The organism is Bradyrhizobium sp. Leo78, from assembly GCF_059512425.1.
Genome location: NZ_JCAMOT010000019.1, coordinates 12,528 through 30,393, shown reverse-complemented (window position 1 = coordinate 30,393; position 17,866 = coordinate 12,528). Strand labels below are relative to the sequence as shown.

Genomic DNA, 17,866 nt, shown 5'->3' with positions numbered 1-17,866 from the left:
TCGGCTTCCTTATGCCGGCGGCGGCGCTTCGGCGGCGTCGAGCGCGGCGGCCAGGCGATTCTCCTCGTTGTAGTAGCGGGCGCGCTCCCAGAATTTCGGCCGGCCGATGCCGGTCGAACGATGCCGGCCGATGATCTTGCCGTTGGCGTCTTCGCCGACGATGTCATACAGGAAGACGTCCTGCGTGATGATGGTGTCGCCTTCCATGCCCATCACCTCGGTGATGTGGGTGATGCGGCGGGAGCCGTCGCGCAGGCGCGCCGCCTGGATGATGACGTCGATCGAAGCGCAGATCATCTCGCGGATGGTGCGCGAGGGCAGCGCGAAGCCACCCATCGTGATCATGGATTCGCAGCGCGACAGCGCCTCGCGCGGGTTGTTGGCGTGCAGCGTGCCCATCGAGCCGTCGTGGCCGGTGTTCATCGCCTGCAACAGGTCGAACGCCTCCGGTCCGCGGACCTCGCCGACGATGATGCGCTCGGGGCGCATACGCAGGCAGTTGCGGACCAGTTCGCGCATCGTGACCTGGCCTTCGCCTTCGATGTTGGGCGGCCGGGTCTCCAGCCGGACCACGTGCGGCTGCTGCAGTTGCAGCTCGGCGGCGTCCTCGCAGGTGATGATGCGCTCGTCGTGCTCGATATAGTTGGTCAGGCAGTTCAGCAGGGTGGTCTTGCCCGAACCGGTACCGCCGGAAATCAAGACGTTGCAGCGGACGCGGCCGATGATCTGTAGGATGCTTGCGCCTTCCGGCGTGATTGCGCCGAACTTGACGAGCTGCTCCAGCGTCAGCTTGTCCTTCTTGAATTTACGAATGGTGAGCGCGGGCCCGTCGATCGCGAGCGGCGGCACGATGGCGTTGACGCGCGAGCCGTCGGCGAGACGCGCGTCGCAGATCGGCGAAGACTCGTCGACGCGGCGGCCGACCTGGCTGACGATGCGCTGGCAGATGTTGAGAAGCTGCTGGTTGTCGCGGAAGCGGATGCCGGTGCGCTGGATCTTGCCGCCGACCTCGATGTAAACCGTGCCGGCGCCGTTGACCATGATGTCGGCGATGTCGTCGCGCGACAACAGCGGCTCGAGCGGGCCGTAGCCGAGCACGTCGTTGCAGATGTCGTCGAGCAGGTCCTCCTGCTCGGCGATCGACATCACGATGTTCTTGATCGCGATGATCTCGTTGACGATGTCGCGGATTTCCTCGCGCGCGGAGTCGCCGTCGAGCTTGGCGAGCTGGGCGAGATCGATTGCCTCGATCAGCGCGCCGAAGATGGTGGCCTTGACCTGGTAGTAAGTGTCGGACCGACGCGTGTCGACGGTCGGCGCCGGCGGCGGCTTGGGCGGGGCGATCGGGGGCGAAGGCATGGTCGGAGGCGCCATCTCGCGCGCCGGCGTGGCTGCGGCCGACGGTTCCGGCGCGTGAACGGCGGGCCTCAGTGCCCGCACTTCACTGTCATTTGCGCTACGCTTACCAAACACGACTCTACTCCAGAGCGGCTATTTCGCCCGCAGCTTCCCCAGCAGGGGCGACAGGAACGACCCTTTGGTTTTCTTGGTCTCGCCGCGGCCCGTCAGCCGCTGTGCGATCTGCAGAAACATCTCGATGGTGCGATGATTGGCGGAGATCTCCGCGATCATCTGGCCGTTATTGGCGGCCGAGCCGAAGATCTGCGGATCGAACGGAATCGTCGCGATCGGCTCGGCCTCGATCGCCTTGGCGAATTCGGCGGCGTTGATCTCGGGGCGCTTCGGCACGCCGACCTGGTTGAGGCAGTAGAGCGGCGCGCGGTCGTTCGGCCGCGAGGCCTTCAACAGGTCGACCAGGTTCTTGGTGTTGCGAAGGTTGGCAAGGTCGGGGACTGCGACCACCAGGATGTCGTCGGCGGCGATCAGTGCCCGCTTGGTCCAGCCCGACCATTGGTGGGGGACGTCGAGCACGGTGCAGGGCATGGTGGTGCGAAGCGTGTCGAAGATCGCATCGAACGCCTCGGCGCCGAAATCGTAGACGCGGTCGAGCGTGGCCGGCGCCGCCAGCAGGCTCAAGTGATCGGTGCATTTCGACAGCAGCCGGTCGATGAAGGCGGTGTCGACGCGGTCGGGCGAGAACACGGCCTCGGCGATTCCCTGCGGCGGATCCTGGTTGTAGTCGAGGCCGGCGGTGCCGAAGGCGAGATCGAGATCGGCGACGACGGAATCCAGCGCCAGGTCGCGCGCGATCGCCCAGGCGACGTTATGCGCCACCGTGGACGCGCCGACGCCGCCTTTGGCGCCGACCACGGCAAGGATGCGCCCGACCGCCTTGGCCTCCGGCGCCGAGAACAGGTTGCAGACCGAGCGCACCACGTCGATGGCGACAACAGGCGCGATCATGTAGTCGCTGACGCCGCGGCGCACCAATTCGCGATAGAGCGCGACATCGTTGAGGCGTCCGATCACGATCACGCGCGTGCCGGCGTCGCAGACCGCGGCAAGTTGGTCGAGACCGCCGAGGATGTCGCCGTTGGCCCCAGTTTCCAGGATGATGACGTTTGGCGTCGGCGCCGAGCGATAGGCCTCGATGGCGGCGGCCATGCCGCCCATCTGGATCTTCAGATGCGCCTTGGCGAGCCTGCGGTCCTCGCCGGCCGACTGCACCGCCGCGGCGGTCTCCACCGTGTCGCAGAATGCCTGCACCGACACCCGCGGCGCCGGCGCGATATGCTCCTCCGTCGGCGGCGGGACGTCAGGCTGGGCGTCGGAATTCTGGCGCGCGTAGCTGATCATTTGCCCACATCGCTCAGCTTGGCCTTGTCGGCCTCGGGATAGGTCGTCGTCGTCGAGGTGCCCTTCCGGTATTTCGCGAAGGCGATGTCACGCCGCTCGGTGTATGGCGGCGTCTCCGCGCGCGGTTGCACGAGGTCACTCGGATTGTCGACCATGGCGGCGAGGTTGCGCTGGTAGGCACAGCCGAAATTGTAATAGGGCTTGTTGTCGAAATAGCTCTTGTTGTTGATCGACGGTCCGAGGTCCTCTGGCCAGGTGCCGCAGGGGCCGGCCACCGCCGAGATCCGCGCATAGTTGATCCTGATGGCCGCGAAATGGCGCGGATCCTCGGGGTGATACTGGCGCACGGCGACCGCGCGCGGCGGCACGCCGGCGGCGGCGAAGGTCGCCTGGATCTCACGCAGGGAATCGGCGGCGGCGCGCGCATTCGGCGTGCCGACCGGTGTGTCGATGCTGATCGCGCCCGTGCCTTCGCGCAGCCAGGTCTGCGCCAGCCCCATCACGTCGGCGCGCTGTTCGGCGGTGAGGCCGCCGCGGCCGCTGCCGGCGAACACCACGATGGAGCGGTCGGCTTCCTGGACTGCGATCGGATGGCGCAGGCGATAATCGTCGGGATAGCTCGCGAGCGGCGAATCATCCGTGTGCCGACAGGCACCGAGCGCCACGGCAATGCCGATCAGTGCCCCGAGACGGGCGAGGGCGCGGCTGCGATCGGCGGAACGTTTGGATGTCAGCTTGGGTGTCATCGTCCCGCCTCAGTCGGTAATGAAGCCGTAGGTGCCGCGGTAATTTCGCCCCGGCTCGGTACGGCCCGGCACGCCATAGATGCGGTTGATGCTGCCGAGGAAGTCGGCCTGCGGGTCCGAGGCGTTGGCAAAGCCGTCATCCGGCCGCGACAGGTCCTTCTGCGCCACCGCGCGCACGACATAGGGGGTCACCAGCACCATCAACTCGGTCTGGTTGTTGACGAAGTCGCGGCTGCGGAACAGCGTGCCGAGGATCGGCAGTTGGGCAAGACCCGGAAAGCCGTTGATGGCCTGCTTGGTTTGCTCCTGGATCAGGCCGGCCATCGCCATCGCGCCGCCGGAAGGGATTTCCAGGGTCGTTTCCGCGCGGCGGGTCTTGATCGAAGGAATGGTCAGCGTGTTCACCTGATTGGCGGTGACGGATTGCGAGAGCGTGATCGAATTGTCGTTCGACAGTTCGGACACTTCGGTCATCACCCGCAGGCTGATGCGGCCTTCGGTCAGCACGACCGGAGTGAAGTTCAAGGAGATGCCGAATTTCTTGAACTGGATCTGCGTGATACAGACATGGGTGACGGGGTCGCAGGAGTAGCCTGCGGGGATCGGGAATTCGCCGCCGGCGATGAAGGTGGCCGACTCGCCGGAAATGGCCGTCAGGTTCGGCTCGGCCAGCGTTCGCACCACGCCCGCGCTTTCCATTGCGCGCAGCGTTGCCGATACCGAGGGGCTGGCGCCGAACGCGGTTGTCGCCGTGTTGTTGGGCAGCAGCGGGCGACCAAAGGCGGTGAAGGGATTGTCGTTCCTGAAACTCACCACCGCGGTGCCGTAGTTCAGGTTGGCGGTGAGGTCGATGCCGAGCTGCTTGATGATGTTGCGCGCGACCTCGGCGACGGTGACCTTGAGCATCACCTGGTCGCGGCCGCGGACCACGATCGAATTGACTACCTTTTCAGCGCCGCCGGCAAGCCGCGCGGCGAGATCGCCGGCCTGCTGCGCCTCGATCGGGCTCGAGGCCGTACCGGTCAGCACCACGCCGTCGCCGACGCCGTCGATCTGGATGTCGGCATGCGGCAGCGCCTGGCGGAGCGCCGCGCGTACCCCATTGAGGTCGCGTTTAACGGCGATGTCATAGGCGGCGATCTGCGCGCCGGCAGAATCGAAGAACACGATGTTGGTCTGGCCGACCGCGGCGCCGATGATGTAGGCGCGCTGCGAGGAGCGGATCACGGCATTGGCGATCTTGGGATCGGCCACCAGCACGTCCTTGATGTCGCGCGGCAGGTCGATCACGACCGATTTGCCGACCCCGAGCGACAGGAAGCGCGCACTGGCTTGGCCGTCGGCCGCGGGCGGCGCCGCGACGCGGTAATCGCTCGCCACCACCGGCGTCAGGGCCGGGTTCAGTGTGAAGGCGACAGCGGCCGAAAACGACAGGGCGCGAACGACGAAAGCCCGCATCATCGATCGATTCCCCCAGCCCTTCATTCCCTGCGCCCTTTCGCTCACTTCTGTACCGTTTGCGGGCTGGCGATGCCGTACCGGATGACGTTGATGCTTTGGCCGCGCCGGCGTGTTTGATTGTCGGCATTGGCCTCGACGATATTGACGTCGGCGATGCTGCGCAGCGCCAGCGTCAGCGTGCCGCTCTGGCGCGCACGCGCCAGCGTTTCCGCCTGTTCGGGCTTGAGCTCGAGCGTCACGGTCTTGCCGATCAGCGCGCTGGTACCGTCCTTCTCCTTCGGCGCCTGGTCGATCGCGAGCACGCGGACATTGCTCAGGATGATCTCCGAATTGACGATGTCGGCGCCCTGGCCGTCCGGGTTCTTCTCGCGCCGGGAGAGAATGACGTCGACCCGGTCGTTCGGCAGGATGAAGCCGCCGGCAGCGGTCTCCGGCGAGATTTCGGTCGAAATCGCGCGCATGCCGGACGGCAGGATCGCGGCCATGAAGCCGCTGCCATCGGCCTTCACCAGCTTCTGCTCGCGGATCGGCTCGCCGGCGATGAAGGGGGCGCGGGCAATCGAGCCGATGACGTCCTTCATGGCGTCGGCCTTGCCGTCGCGCCGCATGTACGAGCCGCTCGCGCTCGAGGCCGGCCAAGTCTGCCACTGCAAATCGTCGGCCTTGAGCGACTGGCCGAGGCCGATGTCGGACTTCGCGACGAGGATGTCGATGGTTGGCAGTTGCGCCGCGGGCTGGGATTTGGGAGCGGGCTGGTTATTGCTTCCGCTCGCCAGATACAGGGCCGCGAGGCCGGCAACGCCGGCGATAGCCAAGACCACAATGCGTGCGGTGTTCATTACGCTTCACTTTCCACAGGACGACGCGACGGTTCCGCCGCCGTGATCGGCAGTTGACCAGCTATTCGTCAAAGCATGGTTAATGAGGCGTATCTAAATCGCCTTAACGGGCAGTTACTTCCGCCCTTTCAACGCATTACGAAATGCGCGAAGTCGACCGCCTTCATCCACCCGGTCTCGGGATAGATCACGAGCGCGCCAAGCGCGAGCGCGATGCCGTAGGGAATGCCGGTCTCCTTGGCGTGCAGCCGCAGCAGCCAGGCCTGGCCCAGCAGCGGGTAGGGCAGCGGCCATCGTCGGAACTGGAGCAGCAGCAGCGTCAGCGCGCCGCCGAATACGGACGCATAGAGCAGATAGGGCAGGAGATGATCGAAGCCGAACCAGAGCGCAGCGCCGGCTGCAACCTTGGCGTCCCCGCCGCCAATCCAGCCGAACGCAAAGCAGGCAAATCCAGCCGCGAGCACGGCGGCGCCGGCACCGGCATGCGAAAGCACCTCATAGAGTCCCATGCCGCTCGCAAGCGCGAGCACGACGAAGCCCGCCACGAGCGCCAGCGACACACGGTTTGAAATCGTCATGCTGACAAGGTCGCTTGCAGCCGCGAACGCCATCAGTGCGGGAAACAGCAGCAGGCGAAGAATGTCGAGGATCATGTGATTACGCGAGCCCGAGCGGTCAGGATGAGTGGCGCCTCGAATCTAGCCGCGAGAGATGAATAATCGGCGAAGGCCGGCACGTCACCAGACTGCCGCAATGCGCCAGGCGAGCGTGATAACTGCCAGTGCCAGGGCGACGCAGACGATCTGTGCGGATGCGTCGTTCAGATGACCGGCGCGAAAGGAGGCCTTTGTCGCCGCAAGTCGTGGAACGGTTGATCTACGCATATTTTCGCGGTTCAACTCGACGAAATAAGACAAAGGCCCCGGATCGCCGGGGCCTCTGTGCCGAAAAGAGCCGATTACTTCAGCCCGTTGTCCACTTGGACCAACTTGGCGTTGAGATCGGTGCCGATGACTCGAAGGGTGCCAATGATCACGACGGCAATGAGGGCCGCGATCAGACCGTATTCGATGGCGGTCGCGCCCGATTCGTCCTTAATGAAACGCGAAACGAGGTTCTTCATAGATTGCTCCTGGTGTGCACGTGGCTGGTCGAACTTAGTGTTTTGGTCACCCCGGCGTTCTCAGCGCCGTGACCATGCACGCGAACCTAGGGGTGCGACAATTGCGCAGCAGTTAATTCGATTGCAGAAAGATCGCGCCAAATTTGACAGTTCCGACGCAGAGTCAACGCGGGCTTAAGACAATCGATAAAATGCACATATCTTGGGTTCGATGAGAGACTCGATCGTGCTCCTCTATGGCGCGCCACGCCAAGAATGCAGCGATCGCGTCCGAGCCGCCCCATGATTGATCCTCACTGGGGAGACCTCGGTTCGACAAGCTAGATCATCGGGCAGTTCGTTTGTCCCTCCTGGAAATGAATGCGGATGAAATTGCGGAAGCGCTTTTTGCACTTCGTTCATGAATTGTTGTCAGTTTAGCTCTGTCGGGTGTCGCTTCCGCTGCGTATCGCGGTTGCCGGCTTGTCAATGCCCCGGGGTAGAGTATGTCGTTCAAGTCAGAGCGTGTCCGCACGTTGGCGGGTCTTGCCTTCAGCCTTCTCGCAGCCGCCGCCGCGGCATGGCCTTCCGCAAGTTTTGCCGCGGCCGATCCTGATCGGATCGAGGTCAATGTCGACCAGGCCAAGCTCGTCAAGCTCCCGACCGGCATCGCCACCATCGTGGTCGGCAACCCCATGATCGCCGATGTGACGCTGCAGACCGGCGGCGTCGTGGTCGTCACGGGCAAGGGTTACGGCGCCACCAATTTCATCGCGATGGACCGCAATGGCGAGATCCTGGTCGACCGCCAGATCCAGGTCCAGGGCCCGAGCGACCAGCTCGTCACCGTCTATCGCGGCATCGAGCGGGAATCCTATAGCTGCATGCCGATCTGCCAGCGCCGCGTGACGCTCGGCGACGGCGAGAACTACTTCAAGTCCACGATCGATCAGGCCGGCTCGCTCAGCACCCAGGCAAGCGGGCAGGGCGGGACCGCCCCCAAACCGTCGTCCCCCAACTAACGAAACCTGCAGAGGCCGTCGGCGGCGGCCTTGCGCTGTCCGCCCATGCTTAACGCCGACCTAACGGAACGGGTCGTGCTGTCGCGATCCGACGAAACATTTCGACAATCTGTTTCAGATAATCGTTGCGGCACCACCCCGCTACGAGACTCCTCCGATGCCACAGCCTCCAGGCTCTTTCCGGAAATTGTTGCGCCGGTTTCGCCGCGATCGTCGCGGCGTAACCGCCGTCGAATTCGCCCTCGTCGCTCCGGTGTTCTTCGTGTTGTTGTTTGCGATCATCGAGACGGCGCTGATATTCTTCGCCGGCCAGGTGCTCGAGACGATCACCCAGGATTCCGCGCGCTTGGTCCTGACCGGACAGGCGCAAAGCGGCTCGCTCAGTCCGCAGGACTTCAAGAATGCGGTCTGCGCCCACAAGCTCAGTTTCATGTTCGACTGCAAGGGCATCTATGTCGACGTTCGTAGTTACCCGCAGGTCAACGTGATCAAAATCCCTAACCAGATCGGTTCGGGCGGCGCCTTCATCGATGATATGAAATACTGTCCTGGCCAAGACGGCAATTTCGTCGTGGCCAGGTTGTTCTATCAGTGGCCCGTCATCGTCACCAAGATGCTCAACTTTGGAGACGTGCTCGGCTACGACCCTTCCAATCTGAATGGCAGCAAACGCCTGTTGTCGGCAATCGCGGTCTTCAGGAACGAGCCCTTCCTAAATGGCGGGACGACATGCTCATGAGCGAAACGATGAAAATGAGGTTTCTCTCATCGATCTGGCACGTGCGCCGCACGGTCCGCAATCTCTTCAACGATTGCCGCGGCGTGGCAGCGACCGAGTTCGCGCTGATCGTGCCCATCATGCTGGTGCTGGTCTTCGGAACGATCGAGGTCAGCTCCTTCGTCGCCATCCAGCGCAAGCTGGCGCTGGTGGCGCGCGCGGCATCCGACCTGACGTCGCAATCGCTGAACAGCGTCACCACCACGGACATGCAGAATGTCTTCGCCCTGAGCGGAGCAATCCTGTTGCCTTATTCCTTGACACCGCTGACCGCGACCGTCTCGGAAGTATTCATCGACAAGAACGGCATCGCGAAGATCCAGTGGAGCCAGTCGGCCACCGTCACAATGAGCGGCTCGCCGACAGCCGCGCTTCAGAATTCGCCGCACAAGCCGAATGATACGGTACCGGTTCCACCGGGGTTATTGATACCGAATACCTGGCTGATCTGGAGCGAGGTTAGTTACAAATACAAGTCGCTAACTGGTTACGTGCTCAAGACCGAGATTCCATGGCAAGACCAAGCCTACACCCGGCCGAGACAGTCGCCCTGCGTCGACTATCCGCCGCCCACCAAGCCAAGCAGTAGCTGCACGCCGGTTTCTTAAAGCGAAAAGCCGCGCGGTCGGCGCGGCTTCTCTTTGTTCAGTGTTCTTGATGCGTATGGGCGCTGCGGACGCAGGCCCGTCGTCGGTCAGCCCGCCGAACGCAGATTGTCGGCTGCGGATTTGCCGGACCGACGATCGGACACGATCTCGTAGGAGATCTTCTGGCCTTCGCGCAGCGTGCCCAAGCCAGCGCGCTCGACAGCGCTGATGTGCACGAACACGTCGTTGCCGCCGTCATCGGGCTGAATGAAGCCGTAGCCCTTGGTTGCGTTAAACCACTTCACGGTTCCCATGCTCACGGGATAGTCCCTTCTCAGATAGACAAGTCAAAGCCCGCTTGTGGCAGGCTGGTGGATCGAATTTTGGAAGGGTCGTCAGCGCCGAACCGGGATACCGGTGGATGGCTAATGTCGTCCGGCCGAAAATCGATTAACCCGATATTATGCGAAAAACGGGCCTAAAACAATCCTGACGTGCGCGGATTTCGTTCGAACGTGGAAACCGCAGGGATCGCGCAAGACGTCAGGGCGTCGTGCGCGATTCCGGACGGCTTCGAGGCACGTCAGCGGCGGCGGAACTGGCCGCCCCGTGGCGGCTGGCCGCGTGGCGGGCCGCCGGGCGAACTCGGGCGTTCATCCTTGTGACGGAAAATCAGCCGCCCCTTCTCGAGGTCGTAGGGTGACATTTCAATCGTAACCCGGTCGCCGGCCAGCGTCTTGATGCGGTTTTTCTTCATCTTGCCGGCCGTGTAGGCGACAATCTCGTGTCCGGTATCGAGTTGCACGCGATAGCGTGCGTCGGGGAGGATTTCGGTCACCAGCCCCTCGAACTGGATCAGCTCTTCCTTAGCCATGTGGGTCTCCAGAATCGATAGACGGCTAGTGCTGCGTTTGGTTGTTGCGGTTGGGCTGCGGTTTCGCCCGGCTTTCGCGGTGCAAGAAGGCGACGCCTTGAATGCCGCCCTGCTTACCCTCGCTCTTGCCGATCTGCGGCGGACGTGGCGACTCGCCCCGGTTCGCCTGTGGAGCGCCATTCTTACCACCTCGACGGCGGCGGCGGCGAGGGCCTTTTGCTGCCTGAGGTGATTCATTTCCTCTGGTCTGATGGGGGCGCTGAGCCGATCGTCCAGCCGCCCGATGTGGGGCGGCGGGAGCAGGCGCCTGCTCGCGACTGCCCGGTGTACGGCGATCTTCGCGCGGCAGCGCCACCCGGATCAGCCGTTCGATGTCGCGCAAGTATCCCATCTCCTCTGCGCCCGCGATCAGCGAGATTGCAACGCCGTCGGCGCCGGCGCGTGCGGTGCGGCCGATGCGGTGCACATAGGTCTCCGGCACGTTGGGCAGGTCGTAATTGACGACATGGCTGATGCCGTCGACGTCGATGCCGCGCGCGGCGATGTCGGTCGCGACCAAGGTGCGGATTTCGCCGGAACGAAATGCCGCCAGCGTGCGCTCGCGGTGATTCTGCGACTTGTTGCCGTGTATAGCGTTAGCCGCGATGCCGGCCTTCTCCAGCCCCTTCACCACCTTGTCGGCACCGTGCTTGGTGCGGGTGAACACCAGCGCGCGGTTGACCGGTTCCTGCTTCAGCAGTTGCGCCAGTATGGCGGGCTTGGCGGTGAAATCGACCTGGATGATGCGCTGCGTGACGCGCTCGGCGGTCGAGGACACCGGTGTTACCGCCACGCGGGCAGGATCACGCAGCATCGCTTCGGCGAGCTCGGCGATATCCTTTGGCATCGTCGCCGAGAAGAACAGCGTCTGTCGCTTCTGCGGTAGCTTGGCGACGATCTTCCTGATGTCGTTGATGAAGCCCATGTCGAGCATGCGGTCGGCTTCATCGAGCACCAGGAACTCGACCTGATTGAGCTTCAAGCCGTTGCTCTGCACGAGGTCGAGCAGGCGGCCGGGGGTCGCGACCATGACCTCGACTCCCTGCATCACCGAGCGGACCTGCCGCCCCATCGGCACGCCGCCGATCGCGAGCGCGGAAGAGAGGCGGATGTGGCGGCCATAGGCATTGAAGCTGTCGAGGATCTGCCCCGACAATTCGCGGGTCGGCGAGAGCACCAGCACGCGGCACGACTTCGGTTGCACCTTGGTGCGGTTCTCCAGCAGCCGGTTGAGGATCGGCAGCGCGAAGGACGCGGTCTTGCCAGTGCCGGTTTGCGCAATGCCGATCACATCGCGGCCTTCGAGCGCGAGCGGAATGGTCTGGGCCTGGATCGGAGTGGGGGTGACGTAGTTCTCTTCCCGAAGCGCGCGGGCGATGGGATCGGCAAGGCCGAAATCCTGAAAGGAGGTCAAAAGGGAGGTCTTTCCATCAAAACGTCAGGCGCGCCGGCCATGTCGGCCGGGCGCGTGAGGGCATCAGTGATACCCGCGTGTTTGGGGCATCGGTGCTGTTGGCTGATCAAAGGCAAGCCAAAAGCCGCCGAGGCTGGTTGGAACCAAGGCGGCCTAGAACACGCAAGCTTGCGCCGACCCGGCGATTCGCGCGGGTCATGACAGTGATATGGAACATGAACGCGGCACTTTCAAGGTAAACTCTCCTCGGATTGGGTCGGCCTCGGGAGCGAAGTTGCTATTGCAGGGGCGAGTCCGATGTCGCGACAGCGTCACAATTGGCTGCCGGAAATTTAGCCAGCTCGGTTTAATTGCTCAGAAAATGAACTGATTGCCGCTTTGGCATACATTTTTGTCGCCCAACAATTGGGCAGCCGTTCTCTGCATTCTTCCTGAAACGCCAAATTGCGGTGCGCCAGCAGTGGCTTAAGCGGTGCCTCCACCGTGGCATGGTTCTTGCGATTCCTTTTGTCGCAGGCGGCCGTGGGGCCGTTCGCATGCGTTCACGCCTGCGTCAGGGAGATGACATTTCATGATCACACAGCTTACTCACGATATAGCAACGCTGAGCCGCCGCGGCTGGCTCGCGGCCGCCGCGGGCCTGGTTTTGGGCTTGGCGTCCTCGCCATTTTCTCCGGCCAAAGCCGCCGATGACACCATCAAGGTCGGCGTTCTGCATTCACTCTCCGGCACCATGGCCATCAGCGAGACCACGCTGAAGGATACGATTCTCTTCCTGATCGACGAGCAGAACAAGAAAGGCGGCGTGCTCGGCAAGAAGCTCGAAGCTGTCGTCGTCGATCCCGCATCGAACTGGCCGCTGTTCGCGGAAAAGGCGCGCGAGCTCATCACCAAGGACAAGGTCGCGGTCGTGTTCGGCTGCTGGACCTCGGTGTCGCGCAAATCCGTACTCCCGGTGTTCAAGGAGCTGAACAACATCCTGTTCTACCCCGTGCAGTATGAGGGCGAAGAGTCCGAGCGCAACGTGTTCTACACCGGCGCCGCTCCGAACCAGCAGGCGATCCCCGCGGTCGACTACCTGATGAAGGACGAGAAGGTGAAGCGCTGGGTGCTGGCGGGCACCGACTACGTCTATCCGCGCACCACCAACAAGATTCTAGAAGCCTACTTGAAGTCGAAGGGCGTCAAGCAGGAAGATATCATGATCAATTACACGCCGTTCGGTCATAGCGACTGGCAGACGATCGTGGCCGACATCAAGAAGTTCGGCTCGGCCGGCAAGAAGACGGCGGTGGTCTCCACCATCAACGGCGACGCCAACGTTCCCTTCTACAAGGAGCTCGGCAACCAGGGCATCAAGGCGACCGACATCCCGGTGGTCGCGTTCTCGGTCGGTGAGGAAGAACTCGCCGGCATCGACACCAAGCCGCTGGTCGGCCATCTCGCCGCCTGGAACTACTTCGAGTCGATCAAGACCCCCGCCAACGAGAAGTTCATCAAGGACTGGCAGGCCTACACCAAGAATCCGAAGCGCGTGACCAACGATCCGATGGAAGCGCACTACATCGGCTTCAACATGTGGGTGAAGGCGGTCGAGAAGGTGAAGTCGACCGATCCGGACAAGGTGATCGACGCGCTGCCCGGCATCGAAGCGCCGAACCTGACCGGCGGTGTCTCCAAGATGCTGCCGAACCACCACATCACCAAGCCGGTGTTCATCGGCGAGATCAAGGGCAACGGCCAGTTCGACGTGGTGTGGAAGACTCCCGGCCTCGTCGCGGGCGATGCCTGGTCGAAGGAGCTCGAAGGCTCCAGGGACCTGATCGGCGACTGGGTCGGCAAGAAGTGCGGCAACTGGAACACCAAGACCAACAAGTGCGGCGGTCAGGGCTCCTGATCTGATCCGTTCATTCAACAACCTTCCAAGAGACTGGAGAAGGCGGCGGTGTTCGTCGCCTTCTCCTCACCACTCCTGCCGGGGTCGTCACGTGTTTGGCTATTTCCTTGAGCGTTTTCGCGCGCTCGTTCTTTCAGTGTTGCTGATTGCCTGCTTCGCGTTGCCGGCCTTCGCCGGCTCGTTCGAGGACGCGGTCGCCAAATTCGCCAATGACGAATTTTCCGACACCGCGGAAGCGATCGAGGCGGTCGCAAGTTCCGGCAATCCGCTCGCCTTCCCGATCATCTCGGCGCTCCAGGAGGAGCGGCTGTCGGCCGATCCCGAGAGCAAGAAAGTCTTCATCACGCAAGCAGACGGCAAGATCATCGATGCCGCCACCGGTGCTGCCGTCGACAAGCTGCCGGACAATGCGGCGTCCGTCCGTCTCAACAACCGCCTGCGCCGCACGGTCGAGGCTGCACTCGGCAGTCTGACGTTGCTCTCGCCCGACCCGGCGAAGCGCGTCGCCGCCGCGCAATCCGTCTTCAAGAGTCATGACGAGAACGCGCTTCCCGTGGTGGAGGGCGCGCTTGCGAAGGAGACCGACAAGGCGGCCAAGCAGGCGTTCACCGAGGCCCGTGCAGCGATCATCCTGTTCAAGTCTGACGCCTCCGATAACGACAAGCTCGACGCTGTCGCGGTCATCAAGGCCCGCGGCGACCAGGAAGCGCTGGCGCTACTCACCAGCGTGGGCTCCGACCAGCCGCCGCTGGTGGCGCAGGCCATCACCGGCGCGATCTCCTCGATCCAGAGCAATCTGGCGATGTGGTCGGCGGTGCAGAACGCCTGGTATGGTCTCTCGCTCGGCTCGGTGCTGCTGCTGGCGGCGATCGGGCTTGCCATCACCTTCGGTGTGATGGGCGTCATCAACATGGCGCATGGCGAGATGGTGATGATAGGCGCCTACACCACCTTCGTGGTGCAGGAGGTGATTCGCACCCGCTATCCCGGCCTGTTCGACTATTCGCTCCTGATCGCCGTGCCGCTGGCTTTCCTGGTCGCGGGCGGGATCGGCGTTGCGATCGAGCGCAGCATCATCCGCTTCCTCTACGGCCGTCCGCTGGAAACGCTGCTGGCGACATGGGGCCTGTCGCTGGTGCTGCAGCAGGCGGTGCGCACCGTGTTCGGTCCGACCAACCGCGAGGTCGGCAACCCCTCCTGGATGAGCGGCGCGTTCGAGCTTGGCCAGATCACCATCACCTACAACCGGCTCTGGATTCTCTGCTTCACGCTCGCGGTGTTCGTGATCCTGCTCGCGATGCTGCGCTACACGGCGCTCGGGCTCGAGATGCGCGCGGTGACCCAGAACCGCCGCATGGCGGCCTCGATGGGCATTGCCACCTCCCGCGTCGACGCGCTGACCTTCGGCCTCGGCTCGGGGATTGCCGGCATCGCCGGCGTCGCGCTGTCGCAGATCGACAATGTCAGCCCCAATCTCGGCCAGAGCTACATCATCGACAGTTTCATGGTCGTCGTGTTCGGCGGCGTCGGCAATCTCTGGGGCACGCTGGTCGGCGCCTTCACGCTGGGGATCGCCAACAAGTTCCTGGAGCCGGTCGCCGGCGCCGTGCTCGGCAAGATCGCCATCCTGGTCCTGATCATCCTGTTCATCCAGAAGCGGCCGCGCGGCCTGTTCGCGCTGAAAGGGCGGGCGGTGGAAGCATGAGCGCGCATATCCTCACCCGCTCGCTTGACCGCGCCGCGACCGCCTTCATCCTGATCGTCGCGGCCGTCGGCATCCTGGTCCCGTTGTCGAACCTGTTGCTGCCGCAGGGCTCGTTCCTGCAGGTGCCGACCTATCTGGTCGCGCTGTGGGGCAAATATGTCTGCTACGCCATCCTCGCGCTCTCCATCGATTTGATCTGGGGCTATTGCGGCATCCTCTCGCTCGGCCACGGCGCCTTCTTCGCGCTCGGCGGCTACGCCATGGGCATGTATCTGATGCGCCAGATCGGCAGCCGCGGTGTTTATGGCAACCCGATCCTGCCTGATTTCATGGTGTTCCTGAACTGGGACAAGCTGCCCTGGTACTGGTACGGCTTCGACATGTTCCCCTTCGCGGCGCTGATGGTGCTGCTGGTGCCGGGCCTGCTCGCCTTCTGCTTCGGCTGGCTCGCCTTCCGCTCCCGCGTCACCGGGGTCTATCTCTCGATCATCACCCAGGCGATGACCTATGCGCTGCTGCTTGCCTTCTTCCGCAACGATTTCGGCTTCGGCGGCAACAACGGCCTGACCGACTTCAAGGACATCCTGGGCTTCAACGTCCAGGCCGACGGCACCCGCGCCGCTTTGTTCGCGCTGAGCTGCCTGGCGCTGATCATCGGTTTCCTGATCTGCCGGGCGATCGTGACCTCGAAGCTCGGCAAGGTCTTGATCGCAGTGCGTGACGCCGAAAGCCGCACCCGCTTCCTCGGCTACCGCGTCGAATCCTACAAGCTGTTCGTGTTCACGCTGTCGGCCTGCATGGCCGGCGTTGCGGGCGCGCTTTATGTGCCGCAGGTCGGCATCATCAATCCGAGCGAATTCGCGCCGGGCAATTCAATTGAGGCGGTGATCTGGGTCGCGGTCGGCGGCCGCGGCACGCTGGTCGGCGCTGCGCTTGGCGCCGTCGTCGTCAACTATGCCAAGACGTTCTTCACCTCAGGGCCACTCGCGCCGTACTGGCTGTTCATGCTGGGCGCGCTGTTCATCCTGGTGACGCTGCTGCTGCCCAAGGGCATCGTTGGCACCTTCAATTCCTGGTGGGAGCCATGGAGGGCGCAGCGCGTCGCGGCCGTGGAAAGCGCCGCGCGCGAGGATGGCATCAGCGAACCCAATTCGGCGGAGCAGGCGCAATGAACGTGATGGATACCCGTGCCACGTCCGCGATGCTCTATCTCGATGGCGTGCACGTTTCCTTCGACGGCTTCCACGCCATCAACAACCTCTCGCTCGCGCTCGAGCCCGGCGAGATGCGCGCCATCATCGGCCCGAACGGCGCCGGCAAGACCACGATGATGGACATCATCACCGGCAAGACCAAGCCGGATGAAGGCACCGTGCTGTTCGACGGGGTCACCGACCTGACCCGGCTGGACGAGACCCGCATCGCCGAGCTCGGTATCGGTCGCAAATTCCAGAAGCCGACGGTGTTCGAAAGCCAGACCGTGCAGGACAATCTCCTGCTCGCGCTCAATGTCGACCACAGCGTGCGCGGCACGCTGTTCTGGCGCGAGAGCAGGGCCGAGACCGAGCGCATCCAGAAAGTGCTGGAGACCATCCGTCTGACCGACGCGCGCAACCGTCTCGCCGGCAGCCTGTCGCACGGCCAGAAACAGTGGCTGGAGATCGGCATGCTGCTGGCGCAGGATCCGAAGCTGCTATTGGTCGACGAGCCCGTTGCCGGAATGACCGATGTCGAGACCCACCAGACCGCGGAGCTGCTCAAGGAGATCAACAAGGACCATACCATCATGGTGGTCGAGCACGACATGACCTTCGTGCGCGAGCTCGGCGTGAAGGTGACCTGCCTGCATGAAGGCACGGTGCTGGCGGAGGGGAGCATCGACCAGGTGTCGTCGAACGAGCGGGTTGTCGAAGTGTATCTGGGTAGGTAAGCGATGTTGAAGGTCGAGAACATCAACCTTTTCTATGGCGCAGCGCAGGCGCTGCGCGGCGTCTCGCTGTCGGCCGAACCCGGCAAGGTCACCTGCGTGCTCGGGCGCAACGGCGTCGGCAAGACCTCGCTGCTTCGCGCGATGGTCGGCCAATATCCGATCGCGTCGGGCTCTATCGAGTTCGACGGCAGCGACATCACCGGTTTGAGGCCGTATGAGCGCGCGCGGCGCGGCATCGGTTTCGTGCCGCAGGGCCGCGAGATCTTTCCGCTGCTGACGGTGGAGGAAAATCTCAAGACCGGCTTCGGTCCGCTCAAGCGCGAGAACCGCTTCATCCCGGACGACGTGTTCTCGCTGTTTCCGGTGCTGCAATCGATGCTCGGCCGCCGCGGGGGCGACCTCTCCGGCGGCCAGCAACAGCAACTCGCGATCGGCCGCGCGCTGGTGATGCGGCCGAAACTGTTGCTTTTGGACGAGCCGACCGAGGGCATCCAACCCTCGATCATTAAGGACATCGGCCGCGCCATCTCCTATTTGCGCAATCTCGGCAACATCGCGATCGTGCTGGTCGAGCAATATCTCGATTTCGCCTGCGAGCTCGGCGACTCCTTTGCGGTGATGGATCGTGGCGCGGTGAAATATGCCTGCGACCGCTCCAATCTCGATCCCGCTGAAATCTCCCGCCAAATGGCGCTATAAGGGACGCAACCGGCCA

Annotated in this window: 18 protein-coding genes; 8 read left to right on the top strand and 10 right to left on the bottom strand. The window is 63.4% G+C overall.

The window, feature by feature from the left end:
* Positions 1 to 9: 9 nt before the first annotated feature.
* The 7 genes from AC5ZG1_RS23120 to AC5ZG1_RS23090 form a co-directional block, all read right to left on the bottom strand.
* On the bottom strand, positions 10 to 1,473 hold the full coding sequence (locus AC5ZG1_RS23120) for a TadA family conjugal transfer-associated ATPase (protein ID WP_496134166.1): 1,464 nt from the start codon (positions 1,471 to 1,473) through the stop codon (positions 10 to 12).
* An 18-nt stretch (positions 1,474 to 1,491) separates the two neighbouring features.
* The gene (locus AC5ZG1_RS23115) at positions 1,492 to 2,757 is read right to left on the bottom strand and encodes a CpaE/TadZ family protein (RefSeq protein ID WP_496134165.1); all 1,266 of its coding nucleotides are present in this window, start codon (positions 2,755 to 2,757) and stop codon (positions 1,492 to 1,494) included.
* On the bottom strand, positions 2,754 to 3,503 hold the full coding sequence (locus tag AC5ZG1_RS23110; protein ID WP_208824115.1) for a CpaD family pilus assembly protein: 750 nt from the start codon (positions 3,501 to 3,503) through the stop codon (positions 2,754 to 2,756). The genes AC5ZG1_RS23115 and AC5ZG1_RS23110 overlap by 4 nt, the downstream gene beginning before the upstream one ends.
* A gap of 9 nt (positions 3,504 to 3,512) precedes the next feature.
* Positions 3,513 to 4,964 (bottom strand): type II and III secretion system protein family protein, encoded by a 1,452-nt coding sequence (locus tag AC5ZG1_RS23105; RefSeq protein ID WP_433994518.1) that lies wholly within the window; start codon positions 4,962 to 4,964, stop codon positions 3,513 to 3,515.
* Positions 4,965 to 5,005: 41 nt separating this feature from the next.
* Positions 5,006 to 5,803 (bottom strand): Flp pilus assembly protein CpaB, encoded by a 798-nt coding sequence (cpaB, locus tag AC5ZG1_RS23100; RefSeq protein ID WP_496134164.1) that lies wholly within the window; start codon positions 5,801 to 5,803, stop codon positions 5,006 to 5,008.
* Positions 5,804 to 5,931: 128 nt separating this feature from the next.
* Positions 5,932 to 6,456, bottom strand: coding sequence for an A24 family peptidase (locus AC5ZG1_RS23095; RefSeq protein WP_028165106.1), 525 nt, complete (start codon positions 6,454 to 6,456; stop codon positions 5,932 to 5,934).
* 305 nt (positions 6,457 to 6,761) lie between these two features.
* Positions 6,762 to 6,926 (bottom strand): Flp family type IVb pilin, encoded by a 165-nt coding sequence (locus AC5ZG1_RS23090; protein WP_063623388.1) that lies wholly within the window; start codon positions 6,924 to 6,926, stop codon positions 6,762 to 6,764.
* Between the two features lie 485 nt (positions 6,927 to 7,411).
* Between AC5ZG1_RS23090 and AC5ZG1_RS23085 the strand changes: the two genes are divergently transcribed.
* The 3 genes from AC5ZG1_RS23085 to AC5ZG1_RS23075 all read left to right on the top strand — a co-directional run bounded on the left by AC5ZG1_RS23085 (position 7,412) and on the right by AC5ZG1_RS23075 (position 9,313).
* Entirely contained in the window at positions 7,412 to 7,927 is a 516-nt protein-coding gene (locus AC5ZG1_RS23085) for a pilus assembly protein N-terminal domain-containing protein (protein ID WP_130228574.1), read from the top strand.
* A 157-nt stretch (positions 7,928 to 8,084) separates the two neighbouring features.
* Positions 8,085 to 8,666 carry a TadE/TadG family type IV pilus assembly protein gene (locus tag AC5ZG1_RS23080; RefSeq protein WP_028165108.1) on the top strand — a complete coding sequence of 194 codons (582 nt, stop codon included), beginning with the start codon at positions 8,085 to 8,087 and terminating at the stop codon, positions 8,664 to 8,666.
* Between the two features lie 8 nt (positions 8,667 to 8,674).
* Entirely contained in the window at positions 8,675 to 9,313 is a 639-nt protein-coding gene (locus tag AC5ZG1_RS23075) for a TadE/TadG family type IV pilus assembly protein (protein WP_496134163.1), read from the top strand.
* A gap of 86 nt (positions 9,314 to 9,399) precedes the next feature.
* Here AC5ZG1_RS23075 and AC5ZG1_RS23070 read toward each other — a convergent pair whose 3' ends face one another.
* From AC5ZG1_RS23070 to AC5ZG1_RS23060, 3 genes are all read right to left on the bottom strand, one after another.
* On the bottom strand, positions 9,400 to 9,612 hold the full coding sequence (locus tag AC5ZG1_RS23070) for a cold-shock protein (protein WP_028165110.1): 213 nt from the start codon (positions 9,610 to 9,612) through the stop codon (positions 9,400 to 9,402).
* Positions 9,613 to 9,875: 263 nt separating this feature from the next.
* The gene (gene infA / locus AC5ZG1_RS23065) at positions 9,876 to 10,166 is read right to left on the bottom strand and encodes a translation initiation factor IF-1 (protein ID WP_027579226.1); all 291 of its coding nucleotides are present in this window, start codon (positions 10,164 to 10,166) and stop codon (positions 9,876 to 9,878) included.
* Positions 10,167 to 10,191: 25 nt separating this feature from the next.
* Positions 10,192 to 11,619 (bottom strand): DEAD/DEAH box helicase, encoded by a 1,428-nt coding sequence (locus tag AC5ZG1_RS23060; protein ID WP_496134162.1) that lies wholly within the window; start codon positions 11,617 to 11,619, stop codon positions 10,192 to 10,194.
* A 571-nt stretch (positions 11,620 to 12,190) separates the two neighbouring features.
* Here AC5ZG1_RS23060 and urtA point away from each other — a divergent pair.
* From urtA to urtE, 5 genes are all read left to right on the top strand, one after another.
* Entirely contained in the window at positions 12,191 to 13,516 is a 1,326-nt protein-coding gene (gene urtA, locus AC5ZG1_RS23055) for an urea ABC transporter substrate-binding protein (protein WP_496134161.1), read from the top strand.
* A gap of 91 nt (positions 13,517 to 13,607) precedes the next feature.
* Positions 13,608 to 15,221, top strand: a complete 1,614-nt coding sequence (gene urtB / locus AC5ZG1_RS23050; RefSeq protein ID WP_496134160.1) for an urea ABC transporter permease subunit UrtB — start codon at positions 13,608 to 13,610, stop codon at positions 15,219 to 15,221.
* Entirely contained in the window at positions 15,218 to 16,393 is a 1,176-nt protein-coding gene (gene urtC / locus AC5ZG1_RS23045) for an urea ABC transporter permease subunit UrtC (protein WP_130228568.1), read from the top strand. Before urtB ends, urtC begins: the two co-directional genes overlap by 4 nt.
* The gene (gene urtD, locus AC5ZG1_RS23040) at positions 16,390 to 17,151 is read left to right on the top strand and encodes an urea ABC transporter ATP-binding protein UrtD (protein WP_028165115.1); all 762 of its coding nucleotides are present in this window, start codon (positions 16,390 to 16,392) and stop codon (positions 17,149 to 17,151) included. Before urtC ends, urtD begins: the two co-directional genes overlap by 4 nt.
* Before the next feature lie 3 nt (positions 17,152 to 17,154).
* Positions 17,155 to 17,850, top strand: a complete 696-nt coding sequence (gene urtE, locus AC5ZG1_RS23035) for an urea ABC transporter ATP-binding subunit UrtE (protein WP_028165116.1) — start codon at positions 17,155 to 17,157, stop codon at positions 17,848 to 17,850.
* The last annotated feature ends 16 nt before the right edge of the window (positions 17,851 to 17,866 follow it).

Coding starts and splice junctions, on each gene's coding strand:
- AC5ZG1_RS23115 (WP_496134165.1), bottom strand. CDS start 2,757: ATGATCAGCTACGCGCGCCAGAATTCCGACGCCCAGCCTGACGTCCCG.
- AC5ZG1_RS23110 (WP_208824115.1), bottom strand. CDS start 3,503: ATGACACCCAAGCTGACATCCAAACGTTCCGCCGATCGCAGCCGCGCC.
- AC5ZG1_RS23105 (WP_433994518.1), bottom strand. CDS start 4,964: ATGATGCGGGCTTTCGTCGTTCGCGCCCTGTCGTTTTCGGCCGCTGTC.
- cpaB (WP_496134164.1), bottom strand. CDS start 5,803: ATGAACACCGCACGCATTGTGGTCTTGGCTATCGCCGGCGTTGCCGGC.
- AC5ZG1_RS23095 (WP_028165106.1), bottom strand. CDS start 6,456: ATGATCCTCGACATTCTTCGCCTGCTGCTGTTTCCCGCACTGATGGCG.
- AC5ZG1_RS23090 (WP_063623388.1), bottom strand. CDS start 6,926: ATGAAGAACCTCGTTTCGCGTTTCATTAAGGACGAATCGGGCGCGACC.
- AC5ZG1_RS23085 (WP_130228574.1), top strand. CDS start 7,412: ATGTCGTTCAAGTCAGAGCGTGTCCGCACGTTGGCGGGTCTTGCCTTC.
- AC5ZG1_RS23080 (WP_028165108.1), top strand. CDS start 8,085: ATGCCACAGCCTCCAGGCTCTTTCCGGAAATTGTTGCGCCGGTTTCGC.
- AC5ZG1_RS23075 (WP_496134163.1), top strand. CDS start 8,675: ATGAAAATGAGGTTTCTCTCATCGATCTGGCACGTGCGCCGCACGGTC.
- infA (WP_027579226.1), bottom strand. CDS start 10,166: ATGGCTAAGGAAGAGCTGATCCAGTTCGAGGGGCTGGTGACCGAAATC.
- urtA (WP_496134161.1), top strand. CDS start 12,191: ATGATCACACAGCTTACTCACGATATAGCAACGCTGAGCCGCCGCGGC.
- urtC (WP_130228568.1), top strand. CDS start 15,218: ATGAGCGCGCATATCCTCACCCGCTCGCTTGACCGCGCCGCGACCGCC.
- urtD (WP_028165115.1), top strand. CDS start 16,390: ATGAACGTGATGGATACCCGTGCCACGTCCGCGATGCTCTATCTCGAT.
- urtE (WP_028165116.1), top strand. CDS start 17,155: ATGTTGAAGGTCGAGAACATCAACCTTTTCTATGGCGCAGCGCAGGCG.